The sequence below is a fragment of the Paraburkholderia sp. UCT70 genome, from assembly GCF_050434085.1.
Classification (GTDB): Bacteria; Pseudomonadota; Gammaproteobacteria; order Burkholderiales; family Burkholderiaceae; genus Paraburkholderia; species Paraburkholderia tuberum.
Genome location: NZ_JBNPVZ010000002.1, coordinates 1,078,005 through 1,092,728 on the forward strand (window position 1 = coordinate 1,078,005; position 14,724 = coordinate 1,092,728).

At 59.4% G+C, this 14,724-nt stretch carries 15 protein-coding genes and 2 pseudogenes; 12 read left to right on the top strand and 5 right to left on the bottom strand.

The window, feature by feature from the left end; translation table 11 throughout:
- Positions 1-7: 7 nt before the first annotated feature.
- From OKW41_RS07235 to OKW41_RS07250, 4 genes are all read left to right on the top strand, one after another.
- Complete coding sequence (locus tag OKW41_RS07235) at positions 8-1,465, top strand: hypothetical protein (protein ID WP_429572026.1); 1,458 nt, start codon at positions 8-10, stop codon at positions 1,463-1,465.
- 69 nt (positions 1,466-1,534) lie between these two features.
- On the top strand, positions 1,535-2,545 hold the full coding sequence (locus tag OKW41_RS07240; protein WP_429445815.1) for a glycosyltransferase family 2 protein: 1,011 nt from the start codon (positions 1,535-1,537) through the stop codon (positions 2,543-2,545).
- A gap of 16 nt (positions 2,546-2,561) precedes the next feature.
- Positions 2,562-3,878, top strand: a complete 1,317-nt coding sequence (locus OKW41_RS07245) for a lipopolysaccharide biosynthesis protein (protein ID WP_429572027.1) — start codon at positions 2,562-2,564, stop codon at positions 3,876-3,878.
- Positions 3,879-3,929: 51 nt separating this feature from the next.
- Positions 3,930-5,129, top strand: a complete 1,200-nt coding sequence (locus OKW41_RS07250) for a glycosyltransferase family 4 protein (RefSeq protein WP_429572028.1) — start codon at positions 3,930-3,932, stop codon at positions 5,127-5,129.
- Here OKW41_RS07250 and OKW41_RS07255 read toward each other — a convergent pair.
- Positions 5,105-6,412 carry an O-antigen ligase family protein gene (locus OKW41_RS07255; protein WP_429572029.1) on the bottom strand — a complete coding sequence of 436 codons (1,308 nt, stop codon included), beginning with the start codon at positions 6,410-6,412 and terminating at the stop codon, positions 5,105-5,107. The genes OKW41_RS07250 and OKW41_RS07255 overlap by 25 nt on opposite strands.
- A 634-nt stretch (positions 6,413-7,046) precedes the next feature.
- Between OKW41_RS07255 and OKW41_RS07260 the strand changes: the two genes are divergently transcribed.
- The 4 genes from OKW41_RS07260 to OKW41_RS07275 are packed head-to-tail and all read left to right on the top strand — an operon-like array spanning position 7,047 to position 11,447.
- A complete protein-coding gene (locus OKW41_RS07260; protein ID WP_429572030.1) occupies positions 7,047-8,567 on the top strand; it encodes a mannose-1-phosphate guanylyltransferase/mannose-6-phosphate isomerase in 1,521 nt (506 codons plus the stop codon).
- Between the two features lie 40 nt (positions 8,568-8,607).
- Complete coding sequence (locus OKW41_RS07265; protein WP_429572031.1) at positions 8,608-9,990, top strand: undecaprenyl-phosphate glucose phosphotransferase; 1,383 nt, start codon at positions 8,608-8,610, stop codon at positions 9,988-9,990.
- A gap of 2 nt (positions 9,991-9,992) precedes the next feature.
- Positions 9,993-11,078, top strand: coding sequence for a sugar-transfer associated ATP-grasp domain-containing protein (locus tag OKW41_RS07270; protein WP_429445827.1), 1,086 nt, complete (start codon positions 9,993-9,995; stop codon positions 11,076-11,078).
- Between the two features lie 33 nt (positions 11,079-11,111).
- Positions 11,112-11,447 carry a hypothetical protein gene (locus tag OKW41_RS07275; RefSeq protein WP_429445829.1) on the top strand — a complete coding sequence of 112 codons (336 nt, stop codon included), beginning with the start codon at positions 11,112-11,114 and terminating at the stop codon, positions 11,445-11,447.
- Positions 11,448-11,469: 22 nt separating this feature from the next.
- Here OKW41_RS07275 and OKW41_RS07280 read toward each other — a convergent pair.
- Together OKW41_RS07280 and OKW41_RS07285 are read right to left on the bottom strand one after the other, a co-directional pair.
- A pseudogene (locus OKW41_RS07280) lies at positions 11,470-11,881 on the bottom strand (hypothetical protein).
- Positions 11,866-12,141 (bottom strand): hypothetical protein, encoded by a 276-nt coding sequence (locus OKW41_RS07285; RefSeq protein WP_429572032.1) that lies wholly within the window; start codon positions 12,139-12,141, stop codon positions 11,866-11,868. The pseudogene OKW41_RS07280 and the gene OKW41_RS07285 overlap by 16 nt, the downstream one beginning before the upstream one ends.
- Before the next feature lie 194 nt (positions 12,142-12,335).
- Here OKW41_RS07285 and OKW41_RS07290 point away from each other — a divergent pair, with 194 nt between their 5' ends.
- Genes OKW41_RS07290 through OKW41_RS07305 form a run of 4 tightly spaced genes read left to right on the top strand, consistent with a single transcriptional unit; the run spans position 12,336 to position 13,868 of the window.
- On the top strand, positions 12,336-12,782 hold the full coding sequence (locus tag OKW41_RS07290) for a hypothetical protein (RefSeq protein WP_429572033.1): 447 nt from the start codon (positions 12,336-12,338) through the stop codon (positions 12,780-12,782).
- Positions 12,775-13,278, top strand: a complete 504-nt coding sequence (locus tag OKW41_RS07295) for a hypothetical protein (RefSeq protein WP_429572034.1) — start codon at positions 12,775-12,777, stop codon at positions 13,276-13,278. Before OKW41_RS07290 ends, OKW41_RS07295 begins: the two co-directional genes overlap by 8 nt.
- Positions 13,271-13,465 (top strand): M35 family metallo-endopeptidase, encoded by a 195-nt coding sequence (locus OKW41_RS07300; protein WP_429572035.1) that lies wholly within the window; start codon positions 13,271-13,273, stop codon positions 13,463-13,465. The genes OKW41_RS07295 and OKW41_RS07300 overlap by 8 nt, the downstream gene beginning before the upstream one ends.
- Complete coding sequence (locus OKW41_RS07305; RefSeq protein ID WP_429572036.1) at positions 13,458-13,868, top strand: hypothetical protein; 411 nt, start codon at positions 13,458-13,460, stop codon at positions 13,866-13,868. The genes OKW41_RS07300 and OKW41_RS07305 overlap by 8 nt, the downstream gene beginning before the upstream one ends.
- Before the next feature lie 20 nt (positions 13,869-13,888).
- On the opposite strand, the pseudogene OKW41_RS07310 reads toward OKW41_RS07305, so the two are convergent.
- Together OKW41_RS07310 and OKW41_RS07315 are read right to left on the bottom strand one after the other, a co-directional pair.
- Positions 13,889-14,068 (bottom strand): annotated as a pseudogene (locus tag OKW41_RS07310) (LysR family transcriptional regulator); the annotation flags it as partial.
- Positions 14,069-14,148: 80 nt separating this feature from the next.
- The gene (locus OKW41_RS07315) at positions 14,149-14,475 is read right to left on the bottom strand and encodes a hypothetical protein (protein ID WP_429572037.1); all 327 of its coding nucleotides are present in this window, start codon (positions 14,473-14,475) and stop codon (positions 14,149-14,151) included.
- Between the last annotated feature and the right edge of the window lie 249 nt (positions 14,476-14,724).

Here is a 14,724-nt window from a genome sequence, read left to right on the forward strand (position 1 = left end):
CACGAACATGGATCGCATGAAGACCCGTGCTGGCAGAAGACGTGCATTGCGCACACTCGCCGCGTTGGCGGCGGGTGCGGCCGCGCCGTTGTCGAGTCTCCGGCCCGCTCTAGCATTGGTACCGGACCCAGCGCCCGCGAACGCGCGCGCCCGCATGATGACCGATCTGATCGGCACGAACGGCTGGGCCGGATCGGCCGCCGACATCGAGATGTGGCGAGCGATGGGCATTAGCTGGGGCCGTGACACGGTCGGCCCTGGCCAACCTGATCGGCCCGGCGAGGCGATGCGCATCGACAAAACGAGCTCGGCGTTCGATATCGATCTGCCGTCGGCACTGTTGCGAAACGAACGCAATGGAATCGGTTCGCTGTTGATGCTCGGCTATACGCCGAGATGGAATGCGACTGTGCCGGGCGACAGCAATTCGGCACCCGTCGACGTGGATGCGTGGAAGCAGTATGTCGACGCGGTGGTTCGCAAGTATTCGGCGCCGCCTTATAACCTGCGCTATTTCCAGATCTGGAACGAGGCGGCCGGCAAGTTGTCCGGCGGCTTGCCTCAGTCCGTGTTCTGGCACGGCCCGGAGTTCAGCAAGGACGAAAAACGCTCGAAACCGTATGAGCGCGCGATGCAGGATTACGTCGAGCGGATTCATATTCCGGCGGCCCGCATCATTCGCAGTTATCGCGCATATGTGGTATATGGCGGCTGGCCGGACCAGGGCGGCCTCGATAACTTCCACCGCTGGCTCGAATATCGCAGTCCGGTATTGAAAGAGCGCATGCTCGATTGGGTCGACTACATCGACACGCACTATTTGCCGGTTGCCGATATGGAATCGCTGTACCAGCGATACGTGAAGAGCGGTCCCGCGCGCGGCATCTGGCAAACGGAGATCGGCAACGAGTACATGAAAGACCCGCACTATTTGCCGCGTTATTTCTTCGACTTCGCGGTGTGGGCGCTCGGCAGGAATTGGGACGACCCGAACAAGTACCTGTCGATGATCTATCACTGGGACGGCTATGAACCGTTTCGTCTCACGCATCCCGGTCCGCCTGAACGAACCTACAACGTTTCCGGTCGAAGCTTGGTCGTGTTGCGTCAAACAGCGGGTGGGCATCTGGCGAGTTTTTCGAAGCCGCTGCAATGCGGTCCGGGTGTTGCTGCCAATGCCTTGCTTTCCGGCAACGACCTCGTGATGCAGGTGAGCAGCAGCGCGGGCTGGCAGAACATTTCCATCGGCGGGCTGCAGCCGCTGCGCTCGCACGCGGTGCAGGTCGAATTCATCGATGCGCTGAGCGGCGAGGCGAGCGCACCGGACAAGGTTGCATTGAGTTGGGACAACGATTTGATGAACGTGCGATTCAAGGTACCCGACCAGGTGAACGGCGCTGGTAATAATCCGCCCAAACATCTGGCTTATCTCGTGGTACGTCGTGTGATGCAGGCGGTGGCATAGCGATATTTCGCGAGCATGACGACCGCCGGGAGCCGGCGGATCGAACCTGATGGATAGCGTTGACACATCATGAAGCAGGTCACCATTGCGATTTGCAATTACAACTACGAGCACTATCTGGCCGCGGCGATCGACTCGGCGCTCGCGCAGGATTATCCGGCGACCACCGTCATGGTCGTCGACGATGGCTCGACCGACGGTTCGCGCGCGATCATCGAAAGCTATGGCGATCGCGTACTGACGTTGTGCAAGAAAAACGGCGGGCAGGTATCCGCCTACAACTATGCAATCGCGTCGCTCACCACCGAGTATGTGATCCTTCTCGATTCCGATGACGTGCTGTACCCATCCGCGGTTACCGAAGTCATGCGCTTTTTCGAGGGCGGCGAGTGGGCCAAGGTGCAATTCCGGCTCGACGTGATGGACAACGAAGGCGCATTGACGGGTGCCTACGTGCCGAATAGCGAGCCGCCACGCGACTGTGGCAGGCTGCTGCGCGGCGGGTGGCTCTATCCGTCCCCGCCCGCGTCTGGCAATGCCTACCGGGTGAGCGCGCTCAAGCAGATCTTCCCGGTTCCCGAAGAGGGCGTGAATCGCTATGGCGCGGACTTTTATGCGATCTATGGCGTCGCGCTGGCTGGACCGATCGCGACCGTGTCGAAGTCGCTAGGCGGCTACCGGGTGCATAACGCGGGCAGTCAAACGGTGTCGTTCGCGAACTCGGAACAACTGACGAAAGCGCCCCGCGCGTTCAACATGCGCTGGGCCATTCTGCGCAATATCGCCAAAGACCGGCTCGACATAGAACTACCGGCAACATTTCTCGACTTCTCACACGAGAAAGCGACATTCTGCTCTTCCGTTTATCGCGCGACCCTGTTCCGGCGTTGGCATTGGATGATCCTCGATTCGCGCAACTATCTGCACACGATCATTGCGAATCCGTTCTGGAGCCTGAAGAAGAAGCTCGGCACGCTCGTACTGTCGAGCCTGTGTCTCGTGCCTTATTCGCCGCTGTCGGATTTCGCGGTGCGTTATATCGCGAACCCGCTTGCGCGCCGTCGCGTCGCAGGACGCTGAGGCGAAGGAGGACGGCATGGATAGACGAACGAGCGCCAACCTGATCGTATTTGTTTACGCCGGCTATTTCATGAGGTACGTGTACCTCCTGATCGTCGTGCCGTTCTATGGCCGGGTGCTCGGCGTGGCCGAATACGGCCGCGTACTCGCGTCGATGTCGCTGATGAACGTGATATGGATGCTCGTCAGCTTCGGCTTCACCTTCGTCGGCATCCGCGAGGTGGCGAAAGCGCAGTCGACCCAGGAATGCAATGCGATCTATTCGCTGCAGGTCAGCGCGCGGCTGACACTCGCCGTGATCGGCGCGGGCATCGGCATCATTGCGACGTTCTGTTCACCGTTATTGTCGGAGCGGCCGCTGATCGGCCTGCTCGCGACCTTGCTAGGTATCGTGTCGGCATGCAATCTCGGCTGGCTGTTTCAGGGGCGGCAACAGATTCGAACGCCGATCATGATCGAAGTGTTCGGCTTCGCGCTGAGTCTCGTGCTGGTGCTGACTCTCGTCAAAGGACCGAACGATGCCGTATGGGTGTTGGCGAGTCTGCTGGTTGCGGGTGTCGCGTCCTTGATCATTGCCCACGGTTTGACGACGTGGCAACTCGGCTGGCCGCGTCTGGCGTTTGCCGGCGTCCTGCCGCTCGTGCGCAGGTCGACGATGCTGTTCTGCTATTCGTCCGGCTCCGTCGTCCTGACGGCATCGTCGACGTATTTGCTGACCTTGTTCTCGACGCCCGCGGAGGTCGGCTATTTCGGCGCGGCCGAGCGTTTCGCGTCGATCGGACTCAGCCTGATGGCCCCCGCGGCGCAAGTCTTTATTCCGACGATATCCCGGCAACTCGCGCAGGGCGACAAGGCGGGCGCGCATGTCACGACGCGGCGCGGCGCCATCTTGCTGCTCGGCTATGGCGTGCTCGTGCTGTGCGGCGCGTTGACGCTGTCGCCTTTCGTGTTGCCGCTGATTCTCGGCGCCGCGTTCGAGCCGAGTGTGCACGTATTGCAGGTATTTGCATGGATGTTCCCGTTCGCGGCTTTCAATGATTTCGTCGCGCTCTATGTATTCGTGCCGCGCAGGAAAGACCGGGTGCTCGCGATTGCCGGCGTCGCCTCGGCGCTGGTGAATCTCGCAGCGGCGCTCTTTCTCGCGCCGCGTTTCGGCGCGATTGGCATGGCCTCTGCTCGGGTGATTGGCGAAGCGGCGCTGTCGGTGACGCTGCTCAGCGTGTTGATTCGCCTCGAGCTGGTCGGACTGGTGCCCGGCGCCGAGCGGGCGCTCGAGCGGGTGCGGGTGGTGTGCGGGCTTCGTACGCAGGCGGACGGCGCAAAGGACGATTGAAGTGGCGCGTGAGTGTGTGGGAGTTTGGGTGGATTGTCACAGGAGGTCGAAGTGAAAGTCGCTATTGTTCACGATTGGCTGGTAGTGTCCGGCGGCGCCGAGAAAGTATTGAAGAACATCATCGAGTGCTTCCCGGATGCGGACGTCTTTTCGATTGTCGATTTTCTCGAAGACCGCGATTGCGTGAAGGGGAAGTCTGTCAACACGTCATTCATCCAGAAGATGCCGTTTGCGCGAAGACGATACCGCGCCTATCTACCGTTGATGCCGATTGCGATCGAGCAGGTGGATCTGTCAGGCTACGATCTCGTCATTTCGAGCTCGCACGCGGTCGCGAAAGGCGTGTTGACCGGGCCGAACCAGATGCATATCAGCTACATTCATTCGCCGATCCGCTATGCGTGGGATCTGCAACATCAGTACCTGCGTGAATCCCATCTGGACAGAGGGCTGCGCTCCGCGTTGGCGCGCGTGCTGCTTCATTACATTCGAGGCTGGGATTCGCGCTCCGCGAACGGCGTCGATCATCTCGTCGCGAATTCTCAGTTCATTGCGCGGCGTATCAGAAAGGCCTATCAGCGCGAAGCGATAAACGAGACCGTGATCTATCCGCCGGTCGATCTGGTGAACATGCCTATTGGTACGGAGAAAGAGGATTTCTACGTGACGGCGTCGCGGATGGTGCCTTATAAGCGTATCGATCTGATCGTTCAGGCCTTTTCGCAAACGCCTGAACGCAAGCTGGTCGTGATCGGCGACGGTCCCGAGATGAAGAAGATCAAATCGGTGGCCGGCGACAACGTCCAGATTCTCGGGCATCAGCCGTCCGATGTGCTGGTCGATCATTTGCGGCGCGCGCGCGCGTTCGTGTTCGCGGCGGAAGAAGACTTCGGCATTTCGGTGGTCGAAGCGCAGGCATGCGGCACGCCGGTGATCGCCTTCGGCCGCGGTGGCGCGCTTGAATCGGTGGTGGGATTGCCGCTCGAGCGACCCACCGGGGTTTTCTTCGGTGAGCAAAGCACCGCGTCGTTGCTCGAAGCCGTTACCCGGTTCGAGAGCAACGCAGCCCTATTCGACGCACGCGTGTGCCGCAAGAATGCCGAGCGGTTTTCGTCGGAGAACTTCAAGAAGGCGCTGATGGGCTTTGTCGACGCGCGGCTCCCGTATGCGTGCGTCGAACAGTTTCTTCCCTATGCACCGAGTCAGTCGCTGCCGGCCGAAGAACGTCATCTTGCCGACGTTACGCCCTGAGTCGGGCGCTGGGGCACGGGCTGTGCAGCCCGCGTGCCCACGATGCCCGCCTTGCGCGCTCCGCGCGGGCCGGGCCTGAATGCGGTGGCCGCCAGCGGACTCGCGGCTAGCAGCAGCGAGATCACCAGAGAAAGAATCAATACATTCGACGGCGTGACCAGCCGATGCTCGGTTGCCGACATCACCAGCAGGCAAACCGACGAAATCTCGACGAAGCGGAACGCCGCGAACTGGCGGCCGCCCTCGACCAACGCGGCATACGCCGCCCCCTGCCTGCTCCACTCGATCAGTCTCCAGAAGAACGCGAGGATCAGCGTCAAGCCCACTACGCCGAGCTCGGCGAGGATATTCAGATACGAGTTGTGAGCGTGCGAGTCGCTGTGCTCGATCACCACGTCGGACGGCACCGCGAACAGATGGAAGTACGAGGTGAGGCTGCCGATGTGGTCGTCGAAGGAGCCGAAGCCGAGACCGACGAGCGGGCTTTGCACGAAATACGCGAGCGCTCGCGGCCACAACCACTCGTAGCGAATGTTGAGGTTGTTGACCTTGGCGTCATTGGCGTGAATCGCGAACGTATAGCCCATGTAGTCGACGTTCGGCTGGGTATGGTAGATCGCGATGGCGGCCGAGGCGAGCAGCAGCACGGCTATCAGCGTGCCGAGAATCCAGCGCTTGCGGCCAAAGTACAGATAGGGCAGAACGGCCGCCGCGCCAAGCAGCGAGCCACGGCTGTAGGTCGAAAACAGCATCAGCACATTGCAGGCGAGCAGCGCGATCAGCAGCTTGCTGCGTTTTTGCAGGTAGCACGCTACGCCGAGACAGAACAGCATCGCCAGGAAGCCGCCGGCTGCGTTGCGCGCAATGAAGTAGCTGCCGAAACTGTCGGTCGGATTAACGAAGATGCTGAACAGCCCGTTCGTGGCGATGTAGTAGACGTACATCGGCAGATTGATGATGACCGCGAAAATGAACAGCGCACGCAGTACCTTGTTCAGATCCCAGCGGTGCGCATACACGAAACCCGCAAAAATGGGCGCATAGGAAATGAAAAAATTGCCGTCGCGCCGATAAAAGTCGAAGTCGAGGAACGACTGCGGATCATAGAGCAGCGTCGAGACCGTCGCGAGCACCGTGAAAGCGGTAAGCGGCGCGATGAACGCGGGATAACTGCGGCCGTAAAAGCGCCATGCCAGCAATAGCAACGGGACAAAGCCGATCGCACTGATGGGCACAAAATTCGTGACCGTCAGGAAAAGTGCGAGTAGCGAAATATAGGCCATTGCAACTCCAGAAAAACGAGTGGCGCGCCGGTTGGGGTTGTGCCCATGCGCTGGATGATGGCGAGGTTGGGAACAGCGGAAAACTCACAGTGTGGCCCGCGCGGGGATCACACCGCTGTGTATCTTTGACATGAATGCCACGGGACGTTCATTAAACGGTAGCACGTGTCGCTGCTTATTTCCAATCGCGCGCCCTGCAATAGAAGTGCAAGCTCGTTCGCAAGCTTGTTAAATCCAGTCCGCGAGCACCGCCAAAACTTCCGCGCTTCGCGCCAGATGGGCTGCGTCGTAATGCGGTCTCACTATGATGAATTCATCGGGGCACGATGTCGACCAGATCCGATGCAGGTCGTTGGCCGCATTCGATCTTTCGTTTCAATCGTTTTCCGGTCGTCGTTGTCGAGCAGACCATTGCGATTCGGCCAGTCAGTTTCGGTACTTCCCGATTGAGCCGGATTCGCCGTAGGCGCATGCATCTTTCACTGCGAACTGAACTACTGGTCTGGTCCGTTTGACGCGGACGCCTGTCATCAATCACATCAGACGGTATTTGCGTGGATCGCGGCACACCGCGCTATGCGGTGTCCTCGAGGGAGACGCGTTCCCAGCCGGTTTCAATGCGAAGGAGTTAGCGATGGGCAAGGTTACCGCGGCAGCAGCCGCAGCGGATGTCGAAACGATACGACAGGATTCTGCCGAGGCGGAGTTTCCGACGCTGGTGCAGGTGATTCTCGCCGGTGGTTCCGGCACCCGGTTGTGGCCGGTGTCGCGCGAACAGTTTCCAAAGCAACTGATCGACGTGATCGGCAATCAGACTTTGCTGCAAGCAACCATGGGGCGCATGGCGGGTTTTGATTGCGCATGGAACGTCGCGGCCGATCCCGTGATCGTCTGCGGAACCGAGCATTATTTCGCCACTTACGAACAGGCGCGCGAGATCGGCGTGAAGGCGCGGATCGTGGTCGAACCCGCGCGTCGCGATACGGCGCCGGCATTGACGCTTGCCGCGTTGACGGCATGCGCGGAAGACGAAGACGCCATTCTGGTCGCAATGCCCGCCGACCATGCGATCGCGAATCTCGAAGCGCTTCACCACGCGCTGGACATCGCTGCGAGGCATGCGCGCGACGGCGCGATCGTCACGCTAGGCGTACCGCCCGAACGGCCGGACACGGGCTTCGGTTATATCCGGCTCGGCGACGCATTGCCAGACGGCGCGCGCCGCATCGAGCGCTTCGTCGAGAAGCCCGCGACGGAACTCGCGGCCCAGTACGTCGCGTCGGGCAATTACTGGTGGAATAGCGGCATCTTCGTCGTGCGAGCGTCGGTTTGGCTCTCCATCATCGAGCAGTTTCAGCCGGACATGCACGCGGCCTGCGTTCAGGCATACCGCGACGCGAAGAAGACTGAAGAATGCATCGTGCCGGACGCCGAGGGGTTTCTGGGTTCGCCGTCCGACTCGATCGACTATGCGGTGATGGAGCAGCTTGGCAAACCGGAGTCGGCGTTTTCGGGCGTGGTGGTGCCGCTCGAAGCAGGCTGGTCCGATCTCGGCTCGTGGGATGCCGTATGGCAAGCGATGGAGAAGGACGACTGCGGTAACGCGGCCAGCGGCCGCGTGCTGTTCGAAGGGGCCACCGCGACCTACGCACGCTCGCAAGGAGGCAGGCTTCTCGCCTGCGTCGGCACCAACAACATGATCGTGGTCGAGACCGACGACGCGGTGCTCGTCGCGGATCGCTCGCATGTGCAGGACATCAAGGGGCTCGTGTCGCGGATCAGGGCCGAGAAGTCGCCGGAGGCCGATGCGCACAGAAAAGTGCGTCGCCCGTGGGGCTTTTACGACTCGATCGATCATGGCGAGCGCTTTCAGGTGAAGCGCATCGTCGTGATGCCCGGCGGCCGTCTGTCGTTGCAGATGCATCATCATCGCGCCGAGCACTGGGTCGTCGTGTGTGGAACCGCACACGTCACGCGTGGGGAAGAGCAGTTTCTTCTTGGCGAAAACGAATCGACCTATATCCCGTTGGGTGTTCGCCATCGGCTCGAAAATCCGGGCCGCGTGCCGCTGCAGATCATCGAGGTGCAGTCGGGTACTTATCTCGGCGAAGACGACATCGTTCGTTTCGACGACAAGTACGGGCGTTGTGGCTGATGCGACGGAGTCGACCTGCTACGCCTATGAGGGAGCTGTGATGCGATTGCTGACTGGTCTACTGGCGAGAGCGTTCGACGTCGCGATGATCGTGGCTGGGGCATTTGCGGCCTCCCAGATCCGCTTCGACAGCGGCTCGCAATGGAGCTTTTATTTCGCCTTCGTCGCTTTTGCCGCGGCGTTTGCTCTCGCGGTCTTTCCGGCGCTCGGCGTCTACCAATCGTGGCGTGGCCGCTCGAAAAGAGTGCTGGCGAGCCAGGTGGCGCTCGGCTGGCTCGTCGTGCAGGCCTGCGCGATGGTGCTGATGTTCTCGCTGCACCGGATCGATTTCGTGTCGCGACTCTGGTTCGTGTACTGGACCGGCATTTCGGGCGCGGCAATAATGGCCGGCCGGCTGGTCACGCATGCGTTGCTTGGGCGCATGCGTCATGCGGGGATGAACTTGCAGCAGGTCGCGGTGGCGGCGTGCGGCGAACATTGCGACGAGATCATCCATAAGATCGAGGCGTCGCCCGCGGCCGGCTTTCGCGCGAATGCGCTGTATAACCTGCACCCCGGCTGCTGCATTCCGCCGCGCTCGTCGGTGCAGGTCTTCGAAGAACAGGGTGCGTTCGCTCGCTACGTGCGCGAACAGCAGATCGGCGAAGTGTGGCTGGCGCTGCCGCTCACCGAGGAGCGCGCGATTCTCAAGCTGGTGGCGGAGTTTCGCAACGACCTGATCAATGTGCGCTTCATGCCCGACGTGCGCTCGCTTGCGCTGTTCGAAGGGAGCATGACCGAGTTGCTCGGCTTGCCGACGATCAATCTTGCCGTGTCGCCGCTGCCGCCGAAGGCGTTGGTGCAAAAAGACCTGTTCGATCGTCTGTTCGCGCTCGTCGCGTTGATCGCGATCTCGCCGATACTGCTGGGCTGCGCGATCGCCGTCAAACTGAGTTCGCGCGGGCCGGTGTTCTTCACGCAGCGTCGCAAAGGCGCCGACGGCCGCGTATTTACGATCTACAAGTTCCGCACGATGCGCCTGCACGAGCAGAAGCCGGGCATTCTCGAACAGGCCACGCGCGACGATCCACGCATCACGACCGTCGGCGCGTTCCTGCGCCGCACGAGTCTCGACGAACTACCGCAGTTCTTCAATGTGCTGCGCGGCGATATGTCGGTGGTGGGGCCGCGCCCGCATGCGCTCGAACACGACGATCTCTACCAGAACATCGTGTCGGGCTATATTCACCGTTATCGGATCAAACCAGGAATTACCGGCTGGGCGCAGATCAACGGCTATCGCGGCGAAACCGATCGCCTGGAAAAGATGGAGGGCCGCGTCGCACACGATCTGTACTACCTGCGCAACTGGTCGTTCTGGCTCGACATGAAGATCATTCTGGCCACGATTTTCAAGGGGCTTCATCATCCAAACGCGTACTGAGCATGATGCTATCCGGAGTTGAAAACATAGTGAGACGATCTGCGAAGCGGGTCTCGCTTTACCGCTTTCACCACGATCACGAATTGCAGGCGAGAAAAATATTGGAGCGACTCGAAAGCAGGTATGGCAAGACCGATCGGAACAAACTGCGGCTCGCGGACACCTATGCGCGAGACGTGTTCGGCGACCCGGTCTACGCACCCTGGCTGCGCGTTTATACCGCGTTTTGCGGCACCTTCAAGGAAGGCTGGATTCCGGACAACTACTACGGCATCGTCGTCGTGCCGCATATGCAAGGCTGGTACGGCAAGATTTCGAGCCTCAAGCCGATTTCACGGCTGATCTTCGACGGCGACGAATTGCCGGACGTCGCGTACTTTGCCAATGGGCTGTTCTTTACCGACAAAGGCGTCGTGGTGCCCGAGCGCGATCTGACAGACGTCGTCTTCGAGCATACCGAACGCGTCGTATTCAAGCTCGACGGTTCCGGACAGGGCAACGGTGTCTACTTCTTCGACCGTGCCAACTTCGACCCCGCGGTCATCAGATCGCTCGGCAATGGCGTGATTCAGACGTTCATCAACCAGCACAGTCTGTTCACTACGTTTGCTGCGCAGCCGGTGGCGACATTGCGCTTCACGACCGTGGTGGACGAGGCCGGTCGCATTTCCATTCGAGCCTGCTACTTGCGACTCGGCAGGGCGGACGATACGCATGTGCTGAGCGATCGCGAGGTATGCGTGCCGGTCGAACTCGAAACAGGCGAACTGTGTGACGAGGGGTATATGAGCGACTGGGCCGCGGTGGACGCGCATCCAGACTCGGGCGCGCGCTTTGCGGGCGTGAAGATTCCATGTTTCGAGAAATGCATGGCCACCGTGCTACGCCTGCACAGGAAGATTCCGTTTGCGCGCTGCATCGGCTGGGATCTCACGGTCGACGCGGACGGCCAGGTCAAGGTGATGGAGTGGAACGGCAAGCACAACGACGTCAAATTCAGCGAGGCGACGCAAGGCCCGTGCTTCGCGGATCTGAACTGGGAACGGCTCAGGGCCGAACCTGAGTTTGCACGGCTGTCACTGGGCTGATCGGGCAGGCCAAAAAAACGTAGGAGACGCGACGTGAGCGAACAGTTATGGTGCGTCCATATCGAAGGACTGAACGACTTCATTGCCGTGGATTCGGAGGAATCGGCGCGGTACGAGGCGTCGCAGATCAATGCGTATATCGATCGCGCCGACAGAAGCTCGCGCGCCGCCCGCTTGCGCGCGGTGGTGGTCGAATGGCCATATGGCGCGGACGCTCACGCAAGAGCGCTCGATGACGACTGGCACGATCTGCAACGTATGCCACACAGACAGCAGGCCGTCGCGCGGTCCGGCGGCGCATTGTCGAATCTCGCGCGACGCGTTAGAGAACTGCTGAGCGTCGCGCCCACGGGGAAGGACGATGCGTGAAGCGCGGCTATGGCAAACCGCGTTATGCGGGCAGTGGCACGTCCTCGATCAGATCAGCATTTACCGCGCGAATCCTGCGATCGACAAAATACGGCCGGCTTCGACATAGCGCATGTACAGTCGCCCGCAGGTCGAGCACTGCCATACGCCGCAGCGGTTGTACGGGAAATAGCGCGGCGCGACCGGCGCATCGGCCGACCAGTAGCTCGTTTTATCGGACAGATATTCGCTGAAGGTCGGCTCGGGATCATCCCCCGGCACCAGTGTGCCGGTCTTCTCGAAAGCGTTTCGTCGAGCGACAGCGGTTGCGATTGCCAGCCGTCGAGGGGAGTGCCCGTGCATTCGCAAGGCGCGGCGGCGCGTTGTCGCACCGGGCGCCGCTGCGCCGCGCGCGCGAGATCGAGAAGGCTTGCAGCGTTCAGGTAGTGCGCCATGTGGCTGGTGGCAAGGCGCTCATAAGCTGTTCATCATCCGGGTCGCGCTGCACGTTGACCCAGCCGCGCTCGAACGTGCTGCTGGCAATCGACGCGAGCACCGCCGCTTTCTTGACCCGCTGACGCCGCGCGCCTTCGATGACCGCGTCGACATCGGTCGGCGCAATGGCGCGCAGAGCGGGCCGAGAGGCTTTCCCACCGACGACTGACACCGGCGGGCGCGGCAGCGGTTCTCGCTGGCACTGACCGGCGTCGATCACTGACGGAGAAGGCGGCTCAATGCCGTCTTTTCTTGTTGAGCGGCGATACCGGAAAGATGGACCTGAAAATCAGATACCCGCAACGATCGTGAATATCTGTAAAAACGGTTTTATCTCAGATTAAAGTCATTGACTGTGATTCGTTTTAGATGGTTAATTCGTCGGGTATGTTCTGGAGAACCAGCAGAGGTCAAATGGAGCAACAGAAACAGGAAGACGCCGGGGGCAAGGAAGAATGCCAGCTTCGCCGCGTGACATATCCAATATATTCAAACTTCCCGCCAATGCCGTCCGCAATGGCTCTGAACGTCGAAACCGGCGAATGGTTTCCGATGGATAGGCTTCGGTCGTATTCAAACGGCTACGATATGGCCGAAGCCCTCGGTTACGCATGGGCGTGCGATTGCCGCGGACGCAAGGCAGCGCTAGAGCCAGCGTCGAAGCGTTTCACTCACGACGAGCAATACGCGCTCAAAGATCGCGACGGCAAACCGCTCGCTAATGTGCGTTACCGGATCATTCTTGACGGTGAGCGAGTGAAAACGGGAACTACGAATGCGCAAGGGAAAACCGAGCGTATCGCGACTATTTTTGAATCGAGCTTGAGGTTTTATATTGCAGAGGCAATCAGGGATGAATGATTTTGATGATCGGAATAAATACGGGTTCAAGACCGACGAAAATGAAGAATGGTTCGAGGTACACACTGGTGCTATTACGAATACAAACCCCGGTTCAATGGTCCATGTAACAATCAATACAGACAAGATTTGCCCGAAAATGTTAAACAAAGTTTTTCGCGACATGGTTCTGAAGTGCCGGGATCGTGCTGTTGGTTACGTTGGGACTCGCCTGGAGGATTTGGCACGCTGGTCAGCATCAGATCAGGACCGCGTGCGAGCATGGTTTGGCTATTGCGACGAGTCAGCAAGAAACCGGCTTGCGAATGGTTTAACATCAATTGTTCGCGTGTTGCGAGGGTTATCCGGTGACAATTTCGTCCGATGGGAACCTGATACGTCGAGATACGTGGGATGCGTACCAAACCCCGTAAGATCTGGCGTGGTCGCTGAAGTATGCGCGCCAGACACCAAAACACACGATCGCTATACACCTGGATTTTTGTTCAATGCGTGACTTCTCTTGGGACAAGGATTCAATTGTTTCTACGCTCATTCATGAGGCGAGTCACTTTCAAGACACTATGGGAACCAAAAATTGGAAGTACTTCATGAACGAGTGCCTTTCGTGGGGAGGAACGAATCCCGAACAGGCAATCGATAACGCTGACAGCATCGCCGGATACGTTGTCTACAATGCGTAAACTTTACGTCATCATTTCGGCCCTGATATCGGGACATGTTTTTGCGTGTATGCCTGGCGAGAATTTCGATATCTACTTTCCACCGAATAGTGCCGTTATCCCCGCTGATGAGGTTTTAAGGCTTGCTAACTGGGTAGTCGATCAAAAGATTACATATGCGAATCACAAAACCAAGGAAACAACGCTAGTAAGTGGGCATGCTGAGGAACGCGAACAGAACGCAACCCAATTGGCCCAAGCTCGCCTGATAGCGGGTAAAGCGGTGCTGGATCAATTTGGCTTCTTGCGTGGAACGGTAAAGACCAGTTCGCGCGTGTATTGGAAGAACGAAGTCGAAAACGGCCGGCGTGTTGAAATATCGTTTGAGCCCGATTGTCCTAACAAGTGTTGTACGGGTCAATAGCGCTTACATCCAATGTGCGTTAAGTTGTGATTGAGTCGATCCGCCGCGTGCGGTCGACGCCGCCGCGTGCCGAGCAGTTCGTCGAGCGAGCGGATCTGCTGGCTCAGCGCGGGCTGCGCGGTATGCAGCCGCTTCGCGGCGCGGCTGAAGTTGAGTACCTCCGCGAGAATGACGAAGCACTGTAGAGCCCCGAGGTTCATGCTGGGCAAGAGCGAGCACAACCAGTGCGGGGTGCGAGGCAACAGAGGCGGAACCCGCCGTGGTGGTGGCGGGTCCGGGATCATTGTTTCGGCGGGAGCGGCGCGAAATGATCCCCGTCACGTTGATTGGTGACGACGTAGCCATCTCGCTTGCGTATCTTCAGGAAGAAGAGTACCGGGGCGGTAGCCGGATCGCCACCGCATTCGGGGGTGTGTTTCTCATGAACCCCGACGATGAAACAGCGCTTCTCATCGGATACGTCGAACATCAGGCATTGGGTGCGGTTGGAGGATAGATGTTGGCTCTGGGTAACTTTCGCTGCCCGGTCCGCTGCCTGATCCGCTGTGGCGGTCGTCTGCCCCGATGCTATTGCGTGCACGCTGGCAAGAAGCGGAGCGAAGGTCACCAATCGTGTCCTCATGGTTTTGTCTGTTCTACCGGACGTCATATTGATCGAGATGGCGTGAGCGAATGATGCTGATCAGTTTTGCGCCGTACTGCGGGTCGGTCGCATGGAGCCCCAAATCTATACCTGACAGTCAACGCTCGGCTATGGGCGAAGGATGAAAGCGATAACCCCCAGTGATCGCTGTATCCAAACAATTCATTAGTCAACTATCACCCGTCTTCTGATAATGTGCGCACAAAACAAGCC